At 62.7% G+C, this 23392-nt stretch carries 28 protein-coding genes; 9 read left to right on the top strand and 19 right to left on the bottom strand.

What is annotated here, in order from left to right:
- Positions 1-130 precede the first annotated feature (130 nt).
- On the bottom strand, positions 131-316 hold the full coding sequence (locus JNK84_RS17215; protein ID WP_293425944.1) for a hypothetical protein: 186 nt from the start codon (positions 314-316) through the stop codon (positions 131-133).
- The gene (locus tag JNK84_RS17220) at positions 316-519 is read right to left on the bottom strand and encodes a hypothetical protein (protein ID WP_293425946.1); all 204 of its coding nucleotides are present in this window, start codon (positions 517-519) and stop codon (positions 316-318) included. Before JNK84_RS17220 ends, JNK84_RS17215 begins: the two co-directional genes overlap by 1 nt.
- Before the next feature lie 461 nt (positions 520-980).
- On the opposite strand from JNK84_RS17220, the gene JNK84_RS17225 reads away from it, so the two are divergent.
- Positions 981-1601, top strand: a complete 621-nt coding sequence (locus tag JNK84_RS17225) for a hypothetical protein (RefSeq protein WP_293425948.1) — start codon at positions 981-983, stop codon at positions 1599-1601.
- A gap of 92 nt (positions 1602-1693) precedes the next feature.
- Here JNK84_RS17225 and JNK84_RS17230 read toward each other — a convergent pair whose 3' ends face one another.
- From JNK84_RS17230 to JNK84_RS17250, 5 genes are read right to left on the bottom strand one after another with little or no spacing between them, the layout of a single operon-like run.
- Positions 1694-2542 (bottom strand): DUF3883 domain-containing protein, encoded by an 849-nt coding sequence (locus tag JNK84_RS17230; protein WP_293425950.1) that lies wholly within the window; start codon positions 2540-2542, stop codon positions 1694-1696.
- Positions 2539-4443, bottom strand: coding sequence for an SNF2-related protein (locus JNK84_RS17235; protein WP_293425952.1), 1905 nt, complete (start codon positions 4441-4443; stop codon positions 2539-2541). The genes JNK84_RS17230 and JNK84_RS17235 overlap by 4 nt, the downstream gene beginning before the upstream one ends.
- Complete coding sequence (locus JNK84_RS17240; protein ID WP_293425954.1) at positions 4440-5771, bottom strand: hypothetical protein; 1332 nt, start codon at positions 5769-5771, stop codon at positions 4440-4442. The genes JNK84_RS17235 and JNK84_RS17240 overlap by 4 nt, the downstream gene beginning before the upstream one ends.
- 8 nt (positions 5772-5779) lie before the next feature.
- A complete protein-coding gene (locus tag JNK84_RS17245; RefSeq protein ID WP_293425956.1) occupies positions 5780-6241 on the bottom strand; it encodes a BglII/BstYI family type II restriction endonuclease in 462 nt (153 codons plus the stop codon).
- Complete coding sequence (locus JNK84_RS17250) at positions 6238-7122, bottom strand: DNA-methyltransferase (protein ID WP_293425958.1); 885 nt, start codon at positions 7120-7122, stop codon at positions 6238-6240. The genes JNK84_RS17245 and JNK84_RS17250 overlap by 4 nt, the downstream gene beginning before the upstream one ends.
- Before the next feature lie 583 nt (positions 7123-7705).
- Here JNK84_RS17250 and JNK84_RS17255 point away from each other — a divergent pair.
- The 6 genes from JNK84_RS17255 (at position 7706) to JNK84_RS17275 (ending at position 11947) form a co-directional block, all read left to right on the top strand.
- Positions 7706-8041 (top strand): VOC family protein, encoded by a 336-nt coding sequence (locus JNK84_RS17255; RefSeq protein ID WP_293425960.1) that lies wholly within the window; start codon positions 7706-7708, stop codon positions 8039-8041.
- Complete coding sequence (locus JNK84_RS17260) at positions 8041-8319, top strand: ArsR/SmtB family transcription factor (RefSeq protein ID WP_293425962.1); 279 nt, start codon at positions 8041-8043, stop codon at positions 8317-8319. The genes JNK84_RS17255 and JNK84_RS17260 overlap by 1 nt, the downstream gene beginning before the upstream one ends.
- Positions 8319-8921 carry a hypothetical protein gene (locus JNK84_RS17265; RefSeq protein WP_293425964.1) on the top strand — a complete coding sequence of 201 codons (603 nt, stop codon included), beginning with the start codon at positions 8319-8321 and terminating at the stop codon, positions 8919-8921. The genes JNK84_RS17260 and JNK84_RS17265 overlap by 1 nt, the downstream gene beginning before the upstream one ends.
- A gap of 546 nt (positions 8922-9467) precedes the next feature.
- Positions 9468-9749 (top strand): helix-turn-helix domain-containing protein, encoded by a 282-nt coding sequence (locus JNK84_RS23500; RefSeq protein WP_367272360.1) that lies wholly within the window; start codon positions 9468-9470, stop codon positions 9747-9749.
- A 934-nt stretch (positions 9750-10683) separates the two neighbouring features.
- Positions 10684-11607 carry a LysR family transcriptional regulator gene (locus JNK84_RS17270; RefSeq protein ID WP_293425966.1) on the top strand — a complete coding sequence of 308 codons (924 nt, stop codon included), beginning with the start codon at positions 10684-10686 and terminating at the stop codon, positions 11605-11607.
- Between the two features lie 31 nt (positions 11608-11638).
- Positions 11639-11947 carry a hypothetical protein gene (locus JNK84_RS17275; protein WP_293425968.1) on the top strand — a complete coding sequence of 103 codons (309 nt, stop codon included), beginning with the start codon at positions 11639-11641 and terminating at the stop codon, positions 11945-11947.
- A gap of 15 nt (positions 11948-11962) precedes the next feature.
- On the opposite strand, the gene JNK84_RS17280 is transcribed toward JNK84_RS17275, so the two are convergent.
- Genes JNK84_RS17280 through trbB form a run of 11 tightly spaced genes read right to left on the bottom strand, consistent with a single transcriptional unit; the run spans position 11963 to position 21485 of the window.
- Positions 11963-12184: a DUF2274 domain-containing protein gene (locus JNK84_RS17280; protein WP_293425969.1), complete on the bottom strand. Its 222-nt coding sequence runs from the start codon at positions 12182-12184 to the stop codon at positions 11963-11965.
- Positions 12181-13392: a TrbI/VirB10 family protein gene (locus tag JNK84_RS17285; RefSeq protein ID WP_293425970.1), complete on the bottom strand. Its 1212-nt coding sequence runs from the start codon at positions 13390-13392 to the stop codon at positions 12181-12183. Before JNK84_RS17285 ends, JNK84_RS17280 begins: the two co-directional genes overlap by 4 nt.
- Positions 13389-14405, bottom strand: coding sequence for a P-type conjugative transfer protein TrbG (gene trbG / locus JNK84_RS17290; protein WP_293425971.1), 1017 nt, complete (start codon positions 14403-14405; stop codon positions 13389-13391). The genes JNK84_RS17285 and trbG overlap by 4 nt, the downstream gene beginning before the upstream one ends.
- Complete coding sequence (gene trbF, locus JNK84_RS17295; protein ID WP_293425972.1) at positions 14402-15085, bottom strand: conjugal transfer protein TrbF; 684 nt, start codon at positions 15083-15085, stop codon at positions 14402-14404. Before trbF ends, trbG begins: the two co-directional genes overlap by 4 nt.
- A gap of 3 nt (positions 15086-15088) precedes the next feature.
- The gene (gene trbL, locus JNK84_RS17300) at positions 15089-16399 is read right to left on the bottom strand and encodes a P-type conjugative transfer protein TrbL (RefSeq protein ID WP_293425973.1); all 1311 of its coding nucleotides are present in this window, start codon (positions 16397-16399) and stop codon (positions 15089-15091) included.
- A gap of 1 nt (position 16400) precedes the next feature.
- Complete coding sequence (trbK-alt, locus tag JNK84_RS17305) at positions 16401-16703, bottom strand: putative entry exclusion protein TrbK-alt (RefSeq protein ID WP_293425975.1); 303 nt, start codon at positions 16701-16703, stop codon at positions 16401-16403.
- 5 nt (positions 16704-16708) lie between these two features.
- The gene (gene trbJ / locus JNK84_RS17310) at positions 16709-17467 is read right to left on the bottom strand and encodes a P-type conjugative transfer protein TrbJ (protein ID WP_293425977.1); all 759 of its coding nucleotides are present in this window, start codon (positions 17465-17467) and stop codon (positions 16709-16711) included.
- Positions 17468-17480: 13 nt separating this feature from the next.
- Positions 17481-19952 carry a conjugal transfer protein TrbE gene (gene trbE / locus JNK84_RS17315; RefSeq protein WP_293425979.1) on the bottom strand — a complete coding sequence of 824 codons (2472 nt, stop codon included), beginning with the start codon at positions 19950-19952 and terminating at the stop codon, positions 17481-17483.
- A complete protein-coding gene (locus JNK84_RS17320; RefSeq protein WP_293425981.1) occupies positions 19949-20218 on the bottom strand; it encodes a VirB3 family type IV secretion system protein in 270 nt (89 codons plus the stop codon). Before JNK84_RS17320 ends, trbE begins: the two co-directional genes overlap by 4 nt.
- On the bottom strand, positions 20218-20514 hold the full coding sequence (locus JNK84_RS17325; protein ID WP_293425983.1) for a TrbC/VirB2 family protein: 297 nt from the start codon (positions 20512-20514) through the stop codon (positions 20218-20220). Before JNK84_RS17325 ends, JNK84_RS17320 begins: the two co-directional genes overlap by 1 nt.
- Positions 20515-20546: 32 nt before the next feature.
- On the bottom strand, positions 20547-21485 hold the full coding sequence (gene trbB, locus JNK84_RS17330) for a P-type conjugative transfer ATPase TrbB (RefSeq protein WP_293425985.1): 939 nt from the start codon (positions 21483-21485) through the stop codon (positions 20547-20549).
- Positions 21486-21802: 317 nt separating this feature from the next.
- On the opposite strand from trbB, the gene JNK84_RS17335 reads away from it, so the two are divergent.
- Both JNK84_RS17335 and JNK84_RS17340 read left to right on the top strand, forming a co-directional pair.
- Positions 21803-22429 carry a LuxR C-terminal-related transcriptional regulator gene (locus tag JNK84_RS17335; RefSeq protein WP_293426279.1) on the top strand — a complete coding sequence of 209 codons (627 nt, stop codon included), beginning with the start codon at positions 21803-21805 and terminating at the stop codon, positions 22427-22429.
- Positions 22426-22878 carry a VOC family protein gene (locus JNK84_RS17340; RefSeq protein ID WP_293425987.1) on the top strand — a complete coding sequence of 151 codons (453 nt, stop codon included), beginning with the start codon at positions 22426-22428 and terminating at the stop codon, positions 22876-22878. The genes JNK84_RS17335 and JNK84_RS17340 overlap by 4 nt, the downstream gene beginning before the upstream one ends.
- A gap of 88 nt (positions 22879-22966) precedes the next feature.
- Here JNK84_RS17340 and JNK84_RS17345 read toward each other — a convergent pair whose 3' ends face one another.
- A complete protein-coding gene (locus JNK84_RS17345) occupies positions 22967-23386 on the bottom strand; it encodes a CopG family transcriptional regulator (protein ID WP_293425989.1) in 420 nt (139 codons plus the stop codon).
- Positions 23387-23392 lie beyond the last annotated feature (6 nt).

Consider the following 23392-nt stretch of genomic DNA (forward strand, 5'->3'; position numbering starts at 1 on the left):
CAACAGAGGCTCGATACGAGCCCATTCCTCATCACTCAGCCATTGAACCCGCTTCGCCATCCCAAGACTCCTTCCAGGAGCCTTGAATCAGCAATGATCGATCCTCGCCAGAGCTTATCGAGTACGGACCCTAGCGGTGCGCCTTCAGGAGTTCGGCGAGCTGGGCCTCCTTCTCCGCGATCATTTCCGCGATGCGCTCCTCTCCGGCCGGGCCGGAGGTGGCGGCGCCCCGGTGGGAGAGTTCACGCAGCTCCTCGCGGACGCGCGCGATGCGCTCGTCGAGCTCGGTCAGGCGAATGACGGCCTCGTTGCCCATCAGTGCGCCTTCCGGCGAGCGTTGTCCGCCCTGTCGGGGCGAGAGGGCCGTGGCTCATCCCGCTCGCGGCGCGGATGGTGGCCGAACTCGTCATCGACATCGCGCGGGAAGGCCTGCCGCATGCCGGATGCGTGGTCCTTGGTCCCGGCCGGTTGACCGGGAATGTCGCGGCCCCAGCCGCCGGGTTCTTTCGGGTTGATCATGGCCAATCTCCCTGGCTGATCCCTGCATCGAGTGGTGTTCCGGGCGCCCCAGGTCACGGTTGCGGAGGCTCGATGCCGTCGGTCGGTCCGCATGGCGGATCGCGGGGCGCCACGTGCGTTTTCCCTACGGCATTTCCGGCGTCGCATATCAACGGCCGAGGATCGCCGGGGTTCCGCTGGCGGAGAAATATCAGCCTGGGAGAAAGCGCCGCAATGTCGGCGGCGGGAGCATCATCGGAAGCGATGATGCTGGCGGGCCACGCCCGATGAAGATGAGCACTACACCTACGCTGTAGCACTACGATAGTATCGCCGTGAGTTGCCTTCAATCGCCCAATGGCGCCGTCCCACGAATACCGATCTACGGCATCAATTGCGTGGTGTCGGCCGATCATCGACAAGGGGGGTGTTCAAGCCGTTCTCGCGGCGACTGGAAGGGCGCATGGTGGAGGTAGTCGGCGATGCTTGTTGAACGCTGGGACGCGGTCCGCGGTAAGTGGATCATGTACGACAAGGCAAAAGATCACAGCGCCGATTGCGCACGCTATCCTTTTGAGCAGATCCCAGCACGAGTCTTCCTCGACACGAACATCGTGAATCTCATCATCAAGTACGCACCGGTCATCTTTGAGATGGAGCGGCCGAATCCGGCAACGCCTCTGAACCGATCTCGCGACGTTGAGGCGCTCATGCATGTCTTCGCTGTCGGAGCGAGGGCGAATTGGACGCTGCGAGCCTCCGCCAAGACCCTTGAAGAGGTAAACCGAACGTTGTGTGAAACTACCAGGGGCTCGCTCTCCTCTTACGTGTTGGAGATGCTAGAATTCGCCACCGAAGAAAGCCGGCATGGCGATGATCTGGGTCGGCGCGTCGCTGGTTCCGCTTTCCTAAACGCGCTACCCGACCGCTCAGATCGAGAGCTTCTCGGCAACGCGATCGGACTAGGCTGTGACGCGTTTGTCACTGCGGACGTGCGGACGATCGTCTCCAAGCGCGATCGCCTACCCGAGCTTCCGCTTCGCATCCTGACACCGACCGAGTGGTGGTCGCATGTGAAGCCGTGGGGTGGCCTCTGGCTATGAGTGACTGAATCCTCACCGAGACGACGGGCGAAGGCCAGACAAGATGAGATGAGATGAGATGAGGTGGGCTGAGGTGAAAGGTGAGGGTCGGGTCAAGCATCGTTTACAATCGCCGAGTCCGCGCCCACGCGTATCTCCAACGTGGCCCACTTTCCGGCGCCACGCTCTTCTGGAATGTGCTCGGCGATGTCGGCGCCCGTGCGGATGAAGAGCTTGCCGGTTGTCATATCCCAAATATGGATGTGGTAGGCGGCACCCACTTTCTTGCAAACGTTCCACTCGTTACGGGACAGAAAATAGCGGAGCGGCGAGGCGATAGTTGATTTCACCTCAATCATACGTGACGTGATGCCCGCTGGCCCCAGGTCATAGGAAAGTATGTCGTAGCCGGCCCAATTGTCGTCAATCGACATCCAAACTGCGCGACGGTCGATCCCGAGTTTGTCGAGACGAGCCTGCTCATATTCCAAGCTTAGCCGCTCTGCGGCTCGTGCTTGCCGCATCTTTTCGAGGTCAGACTGTGACCGGGTTCTGCCGGAAATTGAATCCCACCATGCAATGATGGTTTCCGTCGGAGGATCGTCCATTAGTCCCGATGCTTCGAAGCATTGAGCCTCGTCGCGCCCGAGCTTCTGAACGAACGATTTGCGGCCGTACGGGATCGTTTTGACCCAAAGCGGTCGATGCGCAAAGACGCAGGCTTCGATGCACAGGCGATAAAATTCGATGGTGTCGACGGTCAACACGTCGTCAATCACGAGAGCATCAAGCGCAAGCGCAGCTTCAAAATCGTGATTGGCGTTATTGGCCCGAACCTCGCGAACGATTTCCACAATCTCAGGTGCCGCGACGCCTGGATTCTCAGCACGCTCCTGACGGATCAGCCGAAGCGCCTCAAACGTCGCCATCGAAAAAGTGCGCTCGAACGCGACGTCGCTCAATCGTCTTCGTCCTGAGAAACGGGCGCGCGACCTTCAAGCTCGTCGAGAAGATCAATGACGTCCTGAAGATCGACATCGAGATTGACCGGGTCTGCGGCATTCTCCTCATCAAGTGCGACCTCATGCAGGTCCTCATCATTCAGTAGCTGCTGGAGCGCGCGTATCTTCGTACTCAGCCGACGATTGACCGAATAGTCGATGCTGCCGAGCCCGGCGGGCGCCTTGGTCTGATATATGTAGATGTTTGTCTCGGTTCCGGGTGGAAGACCAAGCCTGTGAATGCGATCGATCGACTGGAGGTAGTGCGTTGAGACGTAGCTACGATCGAGATATATCGCGTCATGGCAAACCATGTGCAGGCTGATGCCTTCTCCGGCAGCAGCCGGATTAGCGATCATGCACATGCAACTCTCATCCTCGTGGAAGCGCCGAAGCCGCCCTTCTCGCGTGTCTGAGTCGGTGTCGTCGCCGTTGGGAACGGCACCAAAAAGCGTAACCGGATTTAGATCAGCCAGCATGCGCTCCATATCGAGCAAGGTATTGGTGAAGATCGTCCAGATAACGACCTTACGACCTTCTCGCGCCAGCTCGCGCGCATGGTCCGCGACCGCCCGCATCTTTGTCGACGGCCCCTCTTCAAGGACAAGCTCGACTACACCGGAATCGCTAGTAGCGAGTCCATCGGACAAGCCCTGGAGCGCGAGAATGGGATTAGTTGAGAGCTGAAGCAGACGCATTACCGATCGCCGCGCGCGAGCGATGTCCGCCAGATTCCCTGCCGCCACAACGCCGCTTAACTGACGAAGCGTCTCGTTACGAACGATCCCATAAAGCGCGGTATGTCCGGGAGCCATGTCGACTTGCCGAAAGTGTCGAAATGCCTTTGGAATACCGAGTTCGGACTTGGTGGTGCGGACATAGAGATTTCCGAGAACTTCCCGCGGCGCGACCCCTCGACTAATCTGCAAATCCAGTCCTTGGCCGGGCCATAGAAATGCTAACTGTGCCGCGAGGTCTTCGGCGCTCTGCGGCATTGGTGTTCCGGTCAGTATATCTCTACGCGATGGCAGCCCGGAAACGTTCAACAGATACGCGCCGCGTTGCGAGTTCAGGCCCGCCTTCATGCGATGCGCCTCGTCGAGCACAAGATGGACTGGCTGCCGAGCGAAATAGTTGGCTAGCGTATCTCCATTACGGAGCATCAAGTCGTAACTGATAAGAAACCGCGTGGCGCCGGATCGTAGCTGCCGGTCGATATGATCGGGACGGCCTTCCAGCACCGTGAAAGGCTCGCGAACCTCCAGAGGGGCCTCAGGCGCGATGCACTCGCCAATGATGGTTTTCCATGCTGGGAAGGCCGCTCGCGGGCCAATGACAAAAAAATGTTGCCCGGGCTTCCTGGTGAGCAGGTGAAGGGCGAAGGTGACGGTCGTTTTTCCCGCGCCTGGGACAGAGAAATTAGCGCCATGTGGCAGTGACAGAAGTCGCTCCACATCGCGAAGCTGGAACGGCTTTAGCGTCCGCAGCGTGAAACCCAATGCTTCGAGACTGCCGTTGATCTCGTCACGATCCATGAGAACATTGAGACTGTCTCGCGACGCATTCGCCCGCTTTACCTCGTTGGCAAAGGTGGCAATGCGTGCCTGAGCTTCGCCGAATGGTCGGAAACGAAAGTTCAGTGCCTCTTGCTGGCTACGGCTGCCATAGTCCCGAATGATCGTCAGCGCCTGCGGCCAAGGCACTTCGAGCGTTTCATGAGCGACGGATACGTCCGACGACGATCCTACAGTTGCCGCCAGTAGGCGATCCCAGATTGACGACTGGTTGCCCTCGAGCCGGCTGAAACGCCCGGTGATCCGAACGGGATCATATTCAATGCCTATTGTGTCGGCCGGGGTCATTGATCCGTGTCAGTCCCCGTCACCTGGCGTTTCGCAGCGAGCGCTGTGAGCTGTTCAGTTAGCGACGCGACGCGGGAAGTTATTTGCTCAAGCTGACGGCCAATAGCATGATACGAGGCCGGGTCAGCCCGACTAAGATCGACTTCCATCAGGCGTGCATTTGCGGCGCCGATTGCTTTCAGCGCGACGGTGCCTGTTTTCTTGCCGCGTTCTTCTTCAATAACCGTTCGACAAATGTCTATGAGAGTCTCGACCGCCTCCTGTCGCCTGTCTTCGTCCGACAGCAAGTCGACGATAGGCTGATAGGAAACCTCGTCATCGGCTTCCTCTATATTAACAATAAAGTCGCCGTCATCCTCCAGCGCTTCTGGCTTACTCAGCGATATGCCTAGTTCTGACGATAGCCGATCGAGAACGTCCGCCGCTTTGCCTCCCATCGCGATGTTGAACGCATACAAACGCTCGTTCAAAGAATCCCGATGGTCGTGCAATGTCCAGGCGATAGCACGACTGGCGTTCGCCAAGTCGGTATCCTTCTTCTGAACGTGGCCAGGTAAGTCTTTGAAAAACTGCTCGGAATCACGCACCAGGGTGTATTGGCCCTCGGCATTCCGCCAATCCTTCAGATACAGATTGGCTTCGGTGAGCGCAGCAAGAGAGTTTCGTATCTCGCTCGGCTTTCGGCGGAGGCGGTCTGTCATCTGCCGCTCGGTCCAGCCAATTTCAAACAGCCGCTTAATAAGCTGACCGTCCCCAATCCAGTCATAGTCCAGCTTGGTTTCGGGGCGGCCCTGCAATCCGGCCTCGACTTCGATGATGTCATCTGGCGAGGCGTCTTCGGGCAAGACAAGGCATGTAACTGCATTGAACGCGTGGTTTGCGACCTCATCTTCGTCCATCAGCTCGCGCATCGCCGCCAGCCGTCGATTCCCGTTAACGACAACACCGCGATAAGTGATCAGCAACGGCTCGCGTTGCTTCTCAGTCCGTAACACGTCGATTACGGGGACGACCGAATCTGCGCGACCCTGTCTTGAGAGAGCCGCGAGCAAACCATGCTGGATTTGCTGGACTGTCTCGTTCTCTTGCCCGGCATGAAAGAAACTTGCGGGCAGAGATTCTTTGGCGAGATACTCCTGCTGGTCGGTGAAAGTCCGGAAATTCTCCATCCTGTACAAGAGGAGGTCCTGCGGAATGCGGACGCGCGGTAACTCGGTCCGCTCGTGGCGGAAATCGTAGAAGTCCTGCTTTTCCTGGCTTGCAGCGACCGAGCTCCTAATTTGAGCCTCGCGTGTTGCTGGCGCCTTTATCTTGATCTTAAAGGTCATCAACACCCCTAGTCGAATGCCACCACCAAAATCGGTATATTGATTATGTGCTTGAAGAGCTGAAGCTCACTTGCCACGCGGTCGGCATGGGCGATGTTACTACCTAGTGCCGCCGCGCCCTGCTTTGTGGGCAGCGCAAGCGCCGCCGCCTTGATGCGGTTGGTCGTGTGCAGATATTGCAGCTTCAACAGGTCGTAGGGCGCGCGGCTCATGTTTCCAGTTTGCAACTGGACGGCGAGGTCATCGCGAACGGCGAACACCGTGAGATCGTAGTCCGGGTCAACCCGGACATTGATCGCCCAGCCTTCTTTTTCGAATTCGCCGCGGACATGCGCTCGAATGTCCTGAGTGACTCCAGGCTTCAAAGCCAGTGCCGGCACCTGAAAGACATCTGTCAGCCATTCGAAAAGCTCGCGATTCTCCCACTCGGTTTGGCCGTTATTGTGGTTCGCTACCCATGCCAGTCTCATTCCGCCTCCCGGGTCATGGGTTCGTATACCGGCTTATTCATAGGGCGGGTGCGCAGAGTGCCTGCCCGAAAATCAGCCACGCGCTGCTGAGCGATCTCGATATACTCTGGCATGACATCGCAGCCATAGGCGTTGCGGCCGTTCTTCAGCGCGGCAATCGCCGACGACCCGACGCCAAGATAGGGATCGAGCACATTGTCGCCGCGATTGGTAAGCGACAGCACAAGACGTTCGACAAGCCCGACAGGAAACTGGCATGGATGCTCGGTCTTCTCGACATGGTTCGCTTTGACGTTGGGGATATCCCAAACGTCCGACGGATTTTTGCCGAGGGGATTTCCCGACATTTCTCCGCGCCGCGGCCCTTTGAAATGCTTCTTCTCAGGGTACTTGCTCGGAACGCGGACTGGATCGAGATTGAAAATATGGTCATCATCCCGCGTGAACCAAAGGATGGTTTCATGCCGTCCTGAGAAGCGCTTCTGGCAGTGCAGCCCATGACCGAATGTCCACACGATGCGGTTGCGCAGCTTCAAGCCGTGGTTACGAAACAACGGGTACAACAGGATGTCGAGCGGGAAGACTTCCCCATCGTCGACATGGTTGCCGACCTGCCAGCAAATCGAACCTTTCGGATGTAACAGTCGGACCGCCTCGGCGATTGTTGCGGTCTGCTCCTCGATATAGACCTCGTGCGACCGCCGCTTCTCATACGCCTTGCCGATGTTATAGGGCGGGGACGTAACAATCAGGTGCATGGACTCTTTCGGCAGAGACCGCATGAAAGTTAGATTGTCGGCAGTCTCAATATGCGCTTTTGGTCCGGGAAACGGCAGAATGTTAGTTGCTGCCAGGCCAATTTTTGCTGCCGTTCTCGCCATAAGTTTCTCTCAGTTTTGAACCGCTTACTCGATCGGCGCGCAGGCTCCATCATTGACCCCCTGGTTAAAGCAGGTTTAGCGGAACAAATCCACAACATATGCCTGCCAGCGGAACGGCTGCCCGTTTGATTCGGATGGTACGCCCCTTCGCCCCCGTCTCCTTCGAGTATGAGAAAAGCTCCATATGCAAAAGAGCACTTTGTAGCCATCGTGATCGCAGCGCACGCTTCCCCGGCGTAGCCGCTGCGGACGTTAAGCAGGGAACGGCGTCATATGGCGGGCCGCCCGATAAGGATGCGCACTATTCCTGCGCCTTAGCGCTCCCTAGAGCCGCCGGGAGATGCCACCCTGTCGTCTATTGGCACCGTCTCGCGCCGCTCGATCTACGAACCCAACAATGGCTTAGCCAACAGTTCGGCGATTCGGCTCCTGGGCGGTTGCGGACAGGCGCACTTCGGTTAGGCGACTACACGGCCCGCGTCATTTTCTAGCGTCCTGGACCGCACGACCAAAGCAGGCCTCCACCACCTTGACGTTTCGTATTATCCCGAAATAATAAGCGTGAGTTTCAGGGAGAGAGGCAATGAAGACGGACGCTGCGGTGATTGGCCACTTCGATATATCGGGGCCGGATCTCGCCAGCCTGACAAAATTTTATGAGGCTCTGTTTGGATGGGACATTGCTTCACGCGGGCCGGGTTACTCGCAAATTTCTACGCCGAGTTTGGCGGGCGGAATAGTCGAAGCGGAGCAGCCATCCCTGACAATCGGCGTCGTGGTCACCGACTTGGTAGAATCCTTGTTGCGTGCAGAGTCTGAGGGCGGGTCCGTAGCGATGCCGGCCACCGACAATGGGTGGGTCAAGAAAGGGCAAATCCGCGATCCGGCAGGCAATCTTCTAACACTGATCCAAAAGTGATGCCGCTGCCGGAGGCGCAATTTTGCGAGGCATTGCGCGCGCTAGGCCATGTTGACCGGCTCGATTTCGTTCGTGAATGCTTGAAAGACGAAAAAGCGGCGGGCGAACTGGCGGCGCGCTCAACACTGTCGCTCGCGACGGTTTCGGAGCACCTCAAAGTACTGCGAAAAAGCGGGCTGTTACGCCTCAATCGCGACGGTCGCTTCTGGCGCTATAGGACGGATCAAGCCACGCTTACTGCGGTGGGAAAAGCCATACTCGAACTAGGGGAGCTGTGATGGGTCGAGAGGCGCTCATCTACGCGACCGTCGACGGGCAAGCTGGGGAAGTAAAGGCACTGCTCGAAAGTAGCGAATTGATCCTGCGCGGCGAAATCCGACGCCGCTACCCGAGATCGGCGATAGGAGATGTCCGCGCAGACGGTGACGCGCTGCATTTCCATTGCTTAGGGGAACACGTGCGTCTCGAACTCGGCGCCAAAGCAGCCGAGGCTTGGCGCCTCGCCATCGCTACCCCGCCGCCAACCCTCCGTGTCAAGCTTGGCTTGGACAAAGGCGCAGGCGCGTTTCTGGTCGGGCAGACTGCCGATGCCGAACTTTGTCGAGCGCTCGCAGGCGCCTTGGTTAATGATGTCGAGGTGGCGGCGATCATCATCGCTTGTGTCGACGAGATAGGCGACCTCGAAAATGCTTTCGCCGCAAGCGCATCAAAGCCCTCTCTGCCGATTTGGATGGTCTACCGCAAAGGACGCGGAGTTGAGGTTGGCGACGGGATCATCCGTTCCAGTCTTCGATCAGCAGGGTTTCGCGATACGAAATCCTGCTCCGTTTCGGATGTCTATACAGCTACGAGGTACAATCGAGTAACCGATGCGGCTTAGCCGCGGAGCTGCTAAGACTCCAGTATGAGGATGCTTTTACAACCCGCACCTATCAGGCTCCGATGCGGCGTCATTTCGCTTTGGACGCTGCGCGGCCATCCTCCAGGGGCGTATGTCGGGCTACCTAAGCCGTACGTCGAACTCATTATAAGCTTGTCGGGCGTACACCTATGGCGAGCCGACGCGTCGTCACTTCCGCTAACCTACCGCGACGGGTGGCTCACCCCGCTGCAAGTGAAACCGCGCTGGGCCGAGACGCTGGGCGAACTTCATCTGATCGGGGCGCGGCTGCACCTGTTTACCGCAGCTCGGCTCTTTGGCGCGGCAGCAATGAGGGCTGGCGGGTTCCCAATTCCGCTCGATGCAATCTTGGGTTCTGCGGCCAACGAGCTCCGCGAGCGACTGTTGCATATGTATAGCGACGGGGACCGCATGAAATTGCTCGCGCACTGGCTAGAGACACAGTTGGATCACAGCGACGCAGGTTGGTTGCCGCAATCTAGCGAGTTGTCCTCTACAGGTTGGCGGACCGACGCTCTCGCCGAGATGCTTCAACTGTCGCCGAGGGCTCTGCGTAAGCGGTTTGCGAGCAAGGTCGGCCTCTCGCCGAAATTGTGGTTGCAACTGAGCAGATTTGACGAATTCTTGCGTGCAGAGCCAGCGCCCGGTTCCCTGGCGGATGCGGCTGCGGCGTTTGGTTTCGCAGATCAGGCGCACATGACGCGGGAATTTACCCGATTTGCGGGCGTCCCGCCCGCGCGTTACGCAACTGCGCGTGCAAGCGTCTCAGCTCCCAAAGCGGCGCCTCACTTCGTACCCGCTTCCTAGGTGCCGAATTTAACAAGACGGCATCAGATTGGGAGCCTTATCCCTCGGTGCGAAGGGAGAATCGGATGAGTCCTGTGGTACGAAAAGGTTTAGGGTTGTTAGCGGGCGTGATCGCGGCGAGCCTATGCGTTGCGGGCGTCGAGACGGCAGGTCACGCGATCCTCTCTGGCGACGGTGCCTTCGGCGCCGCAATTTTTGCTTTAGGGGTAGGGGCCGTGGTTGGTGGCGTTGTAGCCTCCCGCCTTGGGCAGTCTGCTGCTTTGGCTTGGGCGGTCGGTGCCCTGTTAGCGATGCTGTCGCTTGTGAATATCCTCTCGTTCCCTCATCCTGTCTGGTTCGTGCCGGCTGCGGGGTTGGCGCTGCTCCTAGCAACGATGCTTGCCGCACGTCTCGCTCCCCGAGCAGTGGCATGAGCACCCCTCCGGTATTCGAGACGTTGGTGGGCCTTATACGCCCCTACGCTGCCAAGTTTTCGGTCAAGTCAGATACCGAAAATAACTTCTACCTAGAAGAGATTAGGTCTCCGGGAAAACCACAGATGTTCGCCGCGGTGCAGGCCAAAAAGTCCTACGTATCTCTCCACCTCTATCCGGTATACCTTTGTCCCGAGCTCATGAGCGATGCCAGCTCCGTGCTCCGGGGCCGTATGCAGGGCAAGTCATGCTTCAACTTCACTCGCGTCGATCAGATACCGACGGCTGAACTGACTGGTCTTGTCGAGGCCGCTTACCGGGCCGTGGCACCAACATCGACGGCTTCTCCGTCGCCAAGTAGCTAACGGACCGGGGATCGTGCTGGCGTGACCGTGATGAAACCCCTTCACGTCCTCATGTCATCAACAGGCATCGAGATCGCTCAGCTACCAGTGGCTCCGCAACCGCGCTTGATGATTGTTGGCCAAACGCATCTGGTTCGAAGATGAGCCGAGTTCACAGTGCCCTTCGAGATCCGCCAACTCCGTTACGCTATCGCCGCAGCAGACCACGGTAGCTTTTATCGAGCGGCTCGCGCTCTCGATATTGAGCAATCAACGCTTAGCCGGAACATCTTAAGGCTCGAAAGGGCGATCGGGATGCCGATCTTTGAGCGCTCGCGCTCGGGCGTAACCACAACACTTGCGGGCGGCACCTTTCTACGTAGCGCCAAGCCGATGGTGGCGACAGCGGATAACATGGTGGCGATGATGCGCGCGGCAGGTCAAGGCCGTGCTGGAGGGCTAAAGCTGGGGCACAACAGTTCCGTATCCGCCGGCAATCTGCGGGCGACTCTAATGAGCTGGCACGAAGCGCACCCCGGCGTTGAGGTGGATTGTGTCGAAGCCGACCGCAGTGTGCTTCTGGCCGGCTTGGACACCGGCGAGGTCGACATGGCGATCCTCATGGGGGCCGCCGGGCATAATGGCTTTCGCTGCGAGACTTTGTGGAGCGAGCGGATGCTTGTTGCGCTCCCCGCTTCTCATGCGCTCGCCGAGCGCGATCTTATCCACTGGACGGATCTTCGGAGCGAGCGGTTCCACTTACCCGTTGCCGATCCTGGCCCGGAGATGCGCGACATGCTGCTCGGCCGCCTATCGGTATCGGGTACTAAACCTGACATAAGGATGACGCAGACGAGCCGTGAAACCGTCCTGAGCATCCTTGGTGGCAGCTCGGGCGTGAGCATCGTGTGTGAGGGCTCGACGGGCGCGCACTATCCCGACGTCGTTTATCGACCGATCCACGGAGAACAGGGGCCGGCGCTGATCGGCTATTCCGGCTGCTGGCGCGACGAAAACAGCAATCCGGCGCTTCGCCGCTTCCTTGGATTCATCAAAGCGCGATACGCGCTGTCTTTTGATTTCCCGCCGAGATTCGAGTAAAATGCGCCACTAGTTTTAGGAGTTCAAAGCCGTGTCGCAAGATAAGACAATCATCGTCTTGATCGTCACTTTGGCGATCGGCTTCGCAGGCGGGTTCATCTTGCGACCCGTCATTGCCCCATCGCCTGCAACCGTGGTCGCCAGCATGCCGACACCCTTTCCTTCGGCATCGAGCGAAGCGCGCGAGACTCAGTATTTCATGGCGCATCTCGACGAAGCGCGGCAGGTCGTGGCCGGATGCCGCGACGGCTCGGTGCGCGGCGGCGAATGCGCCAATGCCGAGGAAGCGATCATCAAGGTCGATGCCCAGGAGCGCCGCAGGCGGTTCTTGGGCAACTGATCCTAGCCGGACGGCTCAGCCCTTGGCGTCACGGCGGCGGGAAAAGCCCCGGTCGCTCGCCATGAACTTCGCCAGCATCGGCGAGACGAGCTTTTCGGGAGGAATGGCGTCCCCGCCCGTCTCGATTGCGAGCGCGGCGGCGTAAGCCGCAAGATCGCGGTGGACAGAAGCCGGCAGCTCCACCGTCAGCTTCACGGGCCGGTCATCGGCGAGCGGCCCCAGCTTCAACTTCGTCATCTTGTCGCTCCCATCGGTTCAAGCACCAGGTCGCGGGTCAGGACCACGCGCAGCGGATGGCCCGGCCGGACCGTGAGCGTCGGCGGCACATTGAGCTGCCGCCGCACGATCTGCTGGCCGGTCTGGTTGATGGTGTCCTGCGAGCCACGCCGCAGCGCGCGGGTCAGGTCGTCCTCGCTGTCCGCCCCCAGCTCGGCGCCGACGCCGAGCAGCGTCGAAACCGCAGCGGCCTTGAGCAGGTTCCCCCAATGCTGGTTCACCCGGTCCTGTAGCCCTGCGAAGCCGGCGCCGTCCGTGCCAGGCTGGCGCTCGAGAACGATCGAGCGGCCGTCCGGCATGATGAGCCGATCCCAGGCGAGCAGCACGCGGGTCTGTCCTGCGGCGACCTCGCTGTCATATTCCCCGATCAGACGCGAGCCCTGCGGAATGAGCAGGATGCGCCCGGTCGGGCTGTCATAGACATTGGCCGTCACCTGTGCGGTGATCTGGCCGGGCAGGTCGGAGCGGATGCCGGTGATGAGCGCGGCAGGGATAACGCTGCCCGCTTGCACGATGTTCGCCGAGGCCGGAGCCGTCAGTCGCTCGACGCTGACGGTGCGCTGGTTGGACGCTTGCGCCATGAAGGCGCGCCTGCCCGCCTGATCCCCCTGTGGGGGCGTATCCGCTGGCGTCGGTGTCGCTGGCGCGGCCAGAGCCGGCATAGCCGGTGCGGGTGATGCTGCGGCGCCCGCGCTGCTGCCGAGGAAAACCGAGCTGGTGCGCGCAGCGTCGCGTTCCTGAGCGGCGCGCTGGCGGGCGGCCTCCTCGGCCTGCGCGCGCGGATCGGGCGGCGCGACCCCCGCGCCCATCGCCGGGACCGGCACATTCTCGCCGCGCTGCTGCGCCGACACGATCGGGCCGCCGAGATCGCCGGGAAGCGGCGGGCCGAGGCGCGGCGCCTGAGCATAGTCGCGCGGTCCCGACGTGATGGTCTCGGCCGTGGTCCGGCTGTCGGTGTTGTAGAGTTCCTGTGCTTGGCGATCGCTTGGCGGTCGTAGCGCATAGATCAGCGAGCCGCCGATGCCGAGGCCGGCGGCGACACCGACGACGGCGAGCGCCTTGCGCGACAAGCGCATGACGCGCGGTTGCGGCCCGCGTAGCTGGAATGCGTTCGGATCGGGCTGCGCTGCCCGTGCGGCGGGTTGTGCGGTGACGGTAGGATCGCTCACGGCCGCCGCTCCCGTCCATCGGTGCGGACGATGCGGACACGCTGCGCGGTGCGCCGGTCGCCCAGCCGCAGTTCGGCGGCGGCGAACAGGCGGTCCACGACCATGTAGCGGCCCTGCACCCGGTAATTGACCAGCTCGGCTTCGCCAGATGCGCCACTTACGAACAGCGGCGGCATCTCGCCCTGCGAGATCCCGGCTGGAAACTCGATGAACACCTGCCGTCCATCGTCGAACGCGCGCGCCGGTCGCCAAGGCGTGCGATCACCGTCGATGCGATAGCGGAAATTGAGTGTGGTCAGCTCGATGCCGCTCGCCACAGGCGCGGCGGCTGCGGCCGCCGCGTTGCGGCCCTGCAAGGCGATCAATGCGTCCTGCGGATAGGTCCAGCTCACCGACGCCATGTAGGTCGAGGACGTGGCGCGAAGTTCCAGATGATAGGTGCGCCGATCGGTGTTGATGACGAGATTGGTGGTGAGATCAGGCCGGGTTGGCTTGACGAGGATGTGGACGCGCGCGGTGGGACCGCTGCCGCTGATGGTGTCGCCGATAATCCACCTGACCGTATCGCCGGCCGCGACCGGCCCTAGCCCGACGAGTTGTTCGCCTTCCTGCAAGGCGATGTCCGTCACCTGACCCGGCGCGGTATAGACCTGATAGAGCGCGCCGTCGGTCCACGGATATTGCTGGATGGCGTTGAGGAAACCGTCGCGGACGGGCTGGACGCGGGCGGCCGCGTTCGCCGCGCCGACGCGCTGGCGAGGATCGGTCGGTTCCGGCGGGCGGCGTGTGTCGGGCACGGGCATCAACTGGCCCGGAAGCGGCAACGGTTCGGGGATCGTCACTACTTCGACCGGGCGCGGCGGCTCTGGTGCGAGCGTCGCAGCGATCTCGGCCGGGGGATCGTCATAGGTGATGGCGGGCGGCCGCGCCGAGGTGGTGGCGCATCCGGCGAGCGCGGTGGCGGAAACGAGCAGCGCCGCCGATGCGGCACGGCGATACGGACTGACGGTCATTGCGACAGTTCCTTTGACCAGTTGAGGGCATTGACGAAGACGCCGAGCGGATTCTTGCGCAGGGCGTCGGGCGTGCGCGGAGGCTGCACGACGACGGTGAGGATCGCGGACCAGCGCTCGGTCGTGGTGAGGCTGCCGTCCTGATAGCGGCGCTCGGTCCAGGCGACGCGGAAGCTGTCGGGCGAAGCCCGGATCACGCTCGACACGTCCACCGCGACCTGCACCCTTCCGACATTGGCGAAGGGATCGTTGGCGCGCGCATAGTCGTTGAGCGCCACCGCGCCGCGATCGGTGGTGAAGTCATAGGCGCGCAGCCAGTTCTGACGGACGATCACGGGATCGGCGGGGATCGCGCGGACCTGCTCGATGAAGCGCGCGAGGTGGAACGCGATCTGCGGATCGGTCGGGCGATAGCCGGCTTCGGCCGGGGCGACCGCCTGCGCTTCGCCGAGCCGATCGACCTGTACGACCCAGGGGACGATATGGCCGCGCGCGGATTGCCAGATGAGGCCAGCGGTCAGGCCGCTCGACAGCGCCAGCGCGCCGAAGAAGGCGATGCGCCAGTTTTTCGCCTGCACACGAGACGATCCGATCCGGTCGTCCCAGGCTTGCGCGGCGCGTTGGTAAGGGGTCGTCGGTTCCGGCGTCTGGCCGTAGCGGAGGCTGGGGCGTTTGAACATGGATCAATCCTTCTGGCTGACATCGACCGATGCGCCGCTGCCGCCACCGTCGCCGGAGCGCAGTGTGTGGGCGGCGACCGTCGCGCCGTGGGTCATGGTTTGGCGGCGCTTCATGGCGGTGGCCCAGGACGGCGGACCGCTGGACGGCTCCGGCGCGGGCGATGCGCTGCCGCCTGAAATGGTGCCGCCCGTGGCGGTGACGGCGGCTCGGCCGCCGGAGCGGTAGCTTTCCTTGAGCGAGGCAGCGGCCCGGCGCAGCGGTGATGTGGCGGCGCCCACGGCGGCCCGCCCGACGCCGGCCGCGCCGCCCGCTGCGGCGGCTGCGCCGGACTTTCCGGCAGAGCCGAGCGCATAGGCGCTGTTTGCTGCGCCGGAGGTGAAGGCCGCACCTCGGGCCGCGCCGCCAACCGCACCGGCGACTGCGCCAGCGCCGAGGCGAGCGGCGGCAGCGCCGCCGACCAGCGCGCCACCGGCGGCGAGCGCGGTTCCGGCCGCGGCGCCAGCACCAAGCGCGGGACCGCCGGAGACGATGCCGTTGGCAATCGACGGGCCGAAGATGCCAAGACCGAGCAGGCAGAGCGAGGCGAGCGCGACCGCCATCGCGTCCTCGATGGTCGGCTGTGCGCCGCCAAAGCCGGCGCGGAATTCGTCGAACAGGGTGGAGCCGATGCCGACGATGACGGCGAGCACCAGCACCTTGACGCCCGACGAGATGACCAGCCCCAGCACGCGCTCGGCCATGAAGGCGGTCTTGCCGAACAGGCCAAATGGGATCAGCACGAAGCCCGCGAGCGTCGCCAGCTTAAACTCAATGAGAGTGATGAAAAGCTGGATCGCCAGGATGAAGAAGGCGAGGATGACCAGCACCCAGGCGAACAGCAGGCACGCAATCTGGATGAAATTCTCGAAGAAGGCGATCCAACCCATCAGGTCGGAGATGGATTCGAGGATGGGCTGTCCCGCCTCAAGGCCGACCTGAGCAACGCGGCCCGGGTGGAGCAGTTCGGCGGCCGTGAAACCGGTGCCGGACGCTTTCAATCCCAAGCCGGCGAAGCTCTCGAAGACGATCCGCGCCAGGCTGTTCCAGTTGCCGATGATGTAGGCGAAGACGCCGACGAACAGGGTCTTCTTGATGAGCCGAGCAAGAATGTCGTCGCCTTCGCCCCACGTCCAGAACAGCGCGGCAAGCGTCACGTCGATGACGATCAACGTCGTGGCGATGAACGCCACTTCGCCGCCAAGCAGGCCGAACCCGCTGTCGATGTAGCGGGTGAAGACATCCAGAAAGCGATCGACGACGCCGGTGCCGCCCATGTCAGTTCTCCTGCGGGGTCGCCCCATCGGCGATGCGGGCGTCGGGACGCGAACCAGGCGCGAGGAAGCGGCGGCGGTTTTCCGCCCATGCGCGAAGGCAATCGGGATCGCTCGCGCCGGCCTGTCCGAGTGACTGGCAACGGCGCAGTTCGATCAGCAGCGGGTCCGTCGCCGTGGTTTCGGCGACGGACACTGGCGCCTCGCGCATCGGTTCGGGCGCGCGCGCCATCTCGATCGCGGTCATGGTGATTGCGATGGCGACGAACACGATGGCGCCGATCCGGGCGAGGAGCTTGCTGTCCACGGGAGTCAGTCGCGGAACATGCGGGCGTTGCCCGGCTGGTAGCCGGTGGACGGAGTGAGGAAACGACGACGCCGTTCGCGGCCTTCCTCCTCCGCTGCCGTATGGCGAGCCGCGTCCAGCGCCTGCGCGCGGCCCTGCGCCGCGATGAGGGCCGTGAGATCGGCGATCTGCTGCGATTGCAGGGCGAGAAGCTGGTTGCCCGCCTGCGCGGCCTGAAGCGCGCCCGTCGCCGACTGACTGGACGTGACCAGGCCGTTCATCGTCGTGCGCGCGCCGTCGATATTGCCGACGACGCCAGCTTGAACGCGCAGCGCGTCCTCGAACGCGCCGACGCTATCCTCCCAGCGCGCATTGGCGTTGGCGACCATCTGCGCGTGGCTGCCGGTGAGCGCTGCGCCCCTATAGCGACCATTGAACGCCTGCTGGACGTTCTGCACGTCGTAGGCGATCCGCTGCGCCTCGCCGAGAAGCTGCTGCGTTTGCTGAACCTGCTGTTGGAGCTGCTGGAGCGAACTGAACGGCAGCGAGGCGAGATTGCGCGCCTCGTTGGTGAGGCTCGTCGCCTGCTGCTGGATTTGCTGAATCTGGTTGTTGATCTGCTGGAGCGACCGAGCCGCCGTCAGCACATTTTGGGCGTAGTTCGTCGGGTCGTAGACGATCCCGCCGAGCTGGGCGTGGGCCGGGCTCGCTGCGGTGATGCCGACCAGGCCGGACGTGGCGATCGCACCGGCCAACACCGCGCGGCGCAAGAGGGTGGTTTTCATGGGGTCGTGTCCTTCAAGGCAAGGGGGGCTGGCCGGCATCTTCCCGGCCTGCGGCCAGCGGATCGGGTTGGGGTGCGGGAAGAAGTTCGACCGCCCAGGCGCAACCGCGATGGCGCAGCCATTCGGACGCGAAGGCGGATGCGCCGTGCGCGTCCACCAGCTCCGCGATCTGGCGCTGATCGGTCTTGGAAGATGCGGCGGCGAAGGCCAGCGCGACCTCGCCCAGCCCCAGCTCGAACAGGCGGTTGCCGCGCCGCGACTGACAGTAATAATCGCGCTTGGGCGTCGCCCGACTGAGGATTTCGATCTGCCTGGCGTTGAGCCCGAACCGCTCGTAGATCACCGCGATCTGCGGTTCGACCGCGCGTTCGTTCGGGAGGAATATCCGCGTCGGACAGCTCTCGACGATGGCTGGCGCGATCGTGCTGTCCTCGATCTGCGCGAGCGATTGGGTGGCGAAGATGACGCTGGCGTTCTTCTTACGCAACGTCACCAGCCATTCCGAAAGCTGCTTGGCGAACGCGGGCGATCCGAGCGCCAGCCAACCTTCGTCGATGATGATGAGCGTCGGGCTGCCGTCGAGCCGCCCCGCGATGCGGTGGAACAAATAGGACAGGACGGCGGGCGCCGCGCCGCTTTCCATCAAGCCTTCGGTCTCGAACACTTGAACGGTGGCCTCGCCAAGCCGCTCGGTTTCGGCATCGAGCAGCCGACCCCATGCGCCGCCGACGCACCAAGGCGCGAGCGCCTGCTTGAGCTGCTGGCTCTGGAGCAGAACGGCGAGCCCGGTCAGGGTCCGTTCCGTTATCGGCGCGGTGGCGAGCGAGGTCAGCGCCGACCAGATATGCTCCTTGGCCTGCGGGTCGACGGTCACATTTTCGGATGTGAGGATCGCCGCCAGCCATTCGGCGGCCCAGGCGCGTTCGGCCGGATCGTCAATATGGGCGAGCGGCTGGAGCTGAACGTCGTCCCCGGCCTCGTCGGCGAGCATCCCGCCGAGATCCTGCCAGTCGCCGCCCATGCCGATCGCGGCGGCGCGGATGCTGCCGCCGAAGTCGAAGGCAAAGACCTGCGCGCTCTCGTAGCGGCGGAACTGCATCGCCATCAGTGCGAGCAACACCGATTTGCCGGAGCCGGTCGGCCCGACGATGAGGGTGTGACCGACATCGCCGACGTGAAGGGAAAACCGGAACGGGGTCGAGCCTTCGGTCTTGCCGTAAAGCAAGGGGGGAGCGCCGAAATGCTCGTCCCGTTCCGGCCCCGCCCAAACCGCTGACAGGGGGATCAGGTGGGCGAGATTGAGGGTGGAAATCGGAGGCTGACGGACGTTGGCATAAGCGTGACCGGGCAGGCTCCCAAGCCACGCCTCGATCGCGTTCATGCCCTCGGGGATCACGGTGAAGTCGCGACCCTGGATGACCTTTTCGACCAGCCGCAGCTTCTCGGCGGCGATGGCGGGATCGCGGTCCCACACCGTCACGCTGGCGGTGACATAGGCCATGCCGGCGTAGTCGGCGCCCAGCTCCTGCAAGGCGGTGTCGGCGTCGGCCGCCTTGTTCGAGGCGTCGCTGTCGAGCAGCGTCGATGCCTCGTTGGTCATCACTTCCTTGAGGATCGCTGCAACGCTTTTGCGCTTGGCGAACCATTGGCGGCGGATGCGGGTCAGCAGCTTCGTCGCATCGGTCTTGTCGAGCATGATCGCGCGGGTGGACCAGCGATACTCGAAGGCGAGCCGGTTCAGCTCGTCGAGCAGGCCGGGGAATGTGACGCTCGGGAATCCCGTGATCGTCAGCGTCCGTAGATGATGGTCGCCCAGGCGCGGCTCCAGCCCGCCGGTCAGCGGCTCGTCGGCCAGCAGCGCGTCGAGGTGCATCGGCGTCTCGGGGACGCGCACACGCTGGCGCCGCGTCGAGATCGTCGAATGGAGGTAAGTCAGCGTCTCGGCGTTATCGAGCCAGCGGACCTCGGGCACGAAGCCTTCGACGAGATTGAGAACGCGGTCGCTGCGATCGGTGAAGCCCTTGAGCAGCTCCCACGGATCGACGCCGGCTGTGGACCGGCCCTCGTAGAGCCAGCCTTCGGCCCGCGCGGCCTCCTCGGCGGGCGGCATCCACAGCAGCGTCAGATAATAGGCGCTCTCGAAATGCGCGCCTTCCTCGCGGAACTGTTCGCGCCGTTCCATATCGACCAGCGCCGACACGGGATCGGGGAAATCATCCTCGGGATAATGGAGCGCGGGACTGCGCTGCGCCTCGACGAAGATCGCCCAGCCCGAACCGAGCCGGCGAAGCGAATTGTTGAGCCGCGAGGTGGTCGCCATCAGCTCGGCCGGCGTTGCGCTGTCGAGATCGGGGCCGCGGAACCGGGCGGTGCGCTGGAACGAACCGTCCTTGTTGAGCACGACGCCTTCACCGACCAGCGCGGCCCAGGGCAGGAAGTCGGCGAGATGCGCCGCCTTGTTGCGATATTCGCTGAGGCTCATCATGGCTGCATCCAGCTCGGGTAACGGAGGTGGCGGCGGGCAACGTCCACGAACTGCGGATCACGGCGGGCGGCCCAGACGGACAGGGCGTGGCCGAGCGCCCAAATGACCAGCCCGGCGATCCAGAGGCGCAGGCCGAGGCCGATCGCACCCGCCAGCGTCCCATTGACGATGGCGAGCGAGCGCGGGGCGCCGCCGAGCAGGATCGGCTCGGTCAGCGCCCGGTGGACGGGGGCATAGAAGCCCGCGATCGGCTCGGCGCTCTCCATCAGACCAGCGCCCCGCCGCCGAAGCTGAAGAACGACAGGAAGAAGGAGCTGGCCGCGAACGCGATCGACAGGCCGAACACGATCTGGATCAGACGGCGGAAGCCGCCGCTCGTATCGCCGAACGCTAGCGTCAGGCCGGTCACGATGATGATGATGACCGCGACGATTTTCGCCACTGGCCCCTCGATGGATTCGAGGATGCTTTGCAGCGGGGCTTCCCACGGCATCGACGAACCGCCCGCGTGGGCCGGAACAGAAATGCTCAGTGCGATGACGCTGGCGGTGGCGGCAAGCATGGCGCGGCGTGCGCCATGCCGAATGGCATGGATCATGGCAGGTCTCCGGGTTGGGGGGTGGTCAGCGGCGTGAGGCGGTAATCGCCGGTCGCGGCGTCGAGCCCTTCGACGCGGGCTAGCTCGGCGAGGCGGCGGCCATGTCCGTCGCGGGCCAGGACGGCGATGATGTCGATGGTCTCGGCCAGCAGCGCGCGCGGGACCGTCACGACGGCCTCCTGAATGAGCTGTTCCATGCGGCGCAGCGCGCCGAGCGCGGTTCCGGCGTGGATGGTGCCGATCCCGCCGGGATGTCCGGTGCCCCAGGCTTTGAGGAGGTCGAGCGCCTCGGCGCCGCGCACCTCGCCGATGGGGATGCGATCGGGACGTAGCCGCAGCGAGGACCGGACGAGATCGGACAGCGAAACGACGCCATCCTTGGTCCGCATGGCGACGAGGTTGGGCGCGGTGCATTGCAGCTCGCGCGTGTCTTCGATCAGGACGATGCGGTCGGTGGTCTTGGCGACTTCGGCCAAAAGCGCGTTGACGAGCGTGGTCTTTCCACTGCCGGTCCCGCCCGCGACGAGGATGTTGGCGCGGGCTTCGACACCCTGACGCAGCGCTATCGCCGCATCCAGTCGCATGATGCCCGCCGCTGCATAGTGATCGAGCGTAAAGACGGCGACGGCGGGCTTACGGATGGCGAAGGCCGGCGCGGTGACGACAGGCGGCAACAGCCCCTCGAACCGCTCGCCCCCTTCGGGCAACTCAGCCGAGACGCGCGGAGACCGGGCATGGACCTCGGCACCGACATGGTGCGCGACCAGGCGGACGATGCGCTCGCCGTCCACCGCAGTCAGCGACAATCCCGTGTCGCTGATCCCTTCGCCGAGCCGATCCACCCACAGCCTGCCATCGGGGTTCAGCATCACTTCGATGACGGCGGGGTCGTCCAGCCACGCGGCGATCGACGATCCGAGCGCCGTGCGCAGCATTCGCGCGCCGCGTGATCTCGCCTCGGATCGGATCGGATGAACGGTCAACGACTGGCCCCTGCAAAGGACCGGGCGAACCGCCGCCCGGCTGTCGGGGCACATCAAGAGACGCAGAAATACTCGGGCTGCAACAGCTACTTGTCAGCGTAGTAGAGGGGGCGGCAGATACGCATCCGGCGGCGATGCCACTTAGCGTGCGGTGGCAGCGCGCAAGTCTCCAAACTTCATCGATTACGAGTCGCACGACGGCCGGATTTTTGAGGCAGGTGAGCCTTTCGGGTAGGGTAATTCGTTTTCCGGCCGCCTACACGTTGGGTATGACGAAGCGAGGAAGACCTGCCCATCCCGATACGCTCACGCCCGCTGAGTGGCGCGTTGTCGAAGGGGTCCGGCATGGGTTGACTAACCCTGCTATCGCTGCCCGGTGCGAATTGACGCTTGATGCGGTGAAGTTTCACGTAAGCAGTGCGTTGAGCAAGCTCAACCTGCGAAGCCGGCTGGAATTACGGCAGTGGTCGGGGGTACGAGCCGACTCTGCGCTTGTAACGCAGCAAGAAAAGGCGGCAGTGCCCGCGTGGTCGCTCGGGCAAATTGCGCGCGTGACCCGCGACCTAAGAAAGACTGCGGATTGGCTACGCGATGTCGTCGGTCTGAAAGAGCTTATGCGCTTTGAGGATATGACGTTCTTCGATTGCGGAAATACACGTCTCTACCTTTCCGTTGGCGATCCGGCTACCAATTCACTGATTTATTTCCGTGTTGGCGACATTCATGCCGAAGTCGAACGTCTTTGCGCGGCGGGAGTGTCCATTAGAAGCGCGCCTCATCGCATATATGTGCACGACGATGGGACCGAAGAGTGGATGGCATTTTTGGACGATCCAGACGGTGCTGCTTTGGGGCTGATGAGCGTGATCGCGTCTACAGAAGGAGGAACACCATGAAAGCCGCTGTGCTAGTCGCCGCCGTTCTCGCCACCATGCCGTCCAATACTCTAGCGCAAACCGCGAAGGCGCCGGTGCTCACCAACGGCCGGTTTGAGCAAGTGGCTTTGACCGTCGCAGACCTTCCGACAGCGCTGACTTTCTATCGCGATCGGATAGGGCTGCGATTGCTGTTCGAGGCGAACCAGATGCTCTTTTTTGACGTGTCCGGAACACGGCTGATGATCGCCGCTGATGGAAGGCGGCAAAGGTCCGCGACGCCGACCGGTATCCTATACTTTCATGTCGACGACTTCGAGGCTGCTCTGGTCAGATTGCAGGAGTCGGGAGCAAAACTCATCGGTGCCGTCGAGATGGTACAATCGACGCCCGCTGGAACCCTGCAACTTCAACAATTCGAGGATCCAGATGGCAACATGCTTGCCATCATGGGGTTCTTGGCTCGCTAACCCCGTTCCCTCAATAGCGGCATCCGCACCGACTTCCCTCGAGCGGCCAAGTGGTATGACACTCTATCGTCGTTGCGGCCTCGCCAATTTACTGATCGGATCGCGTCGGCCACACATCTTCGGGGATCTCGTCCATCAAGCTCTTCCCGCTGGCAAAGCGCCGTCCAAGCGTTTCGATAAACCCCTCGTAGCGTTTGCGCCCCTTCACCTGCGCCGCCGCCTGGTCCTCGTCAGGCAGCGGTGGAGTCACCGACAGCCAGAACCGGACAAACAGGCTTAGCGCCTCGGTTGTTAGACCGGTGTTGCGCTCCAATCGCTGCACTTGTCGCGACAGCCGGTCGAGCCTGCGAGCGAACGCCGCCTCCATGCGGTCGGCGCCATCGGGCGACAGATAGGACGCCACCGCCGCTTCAACGATCGCGGAGCGTGAGATGCGACGCCTTATCGCCAGCTCATCAACCTGCTTGGCGAGCGCGGGCGGAAAGTAGACATTGAGCCGGACGCGCATGATCGC

The organism is Phreatobacter sp., from assembly GCF_016793595.1.
In the GTDB taxonomy this organism is placed as follows: Bacteria; Pseudomonadota; Alphaproteobacteria; order Rhizobiales; family Phreatobacteraceae; genus Phreatobacter.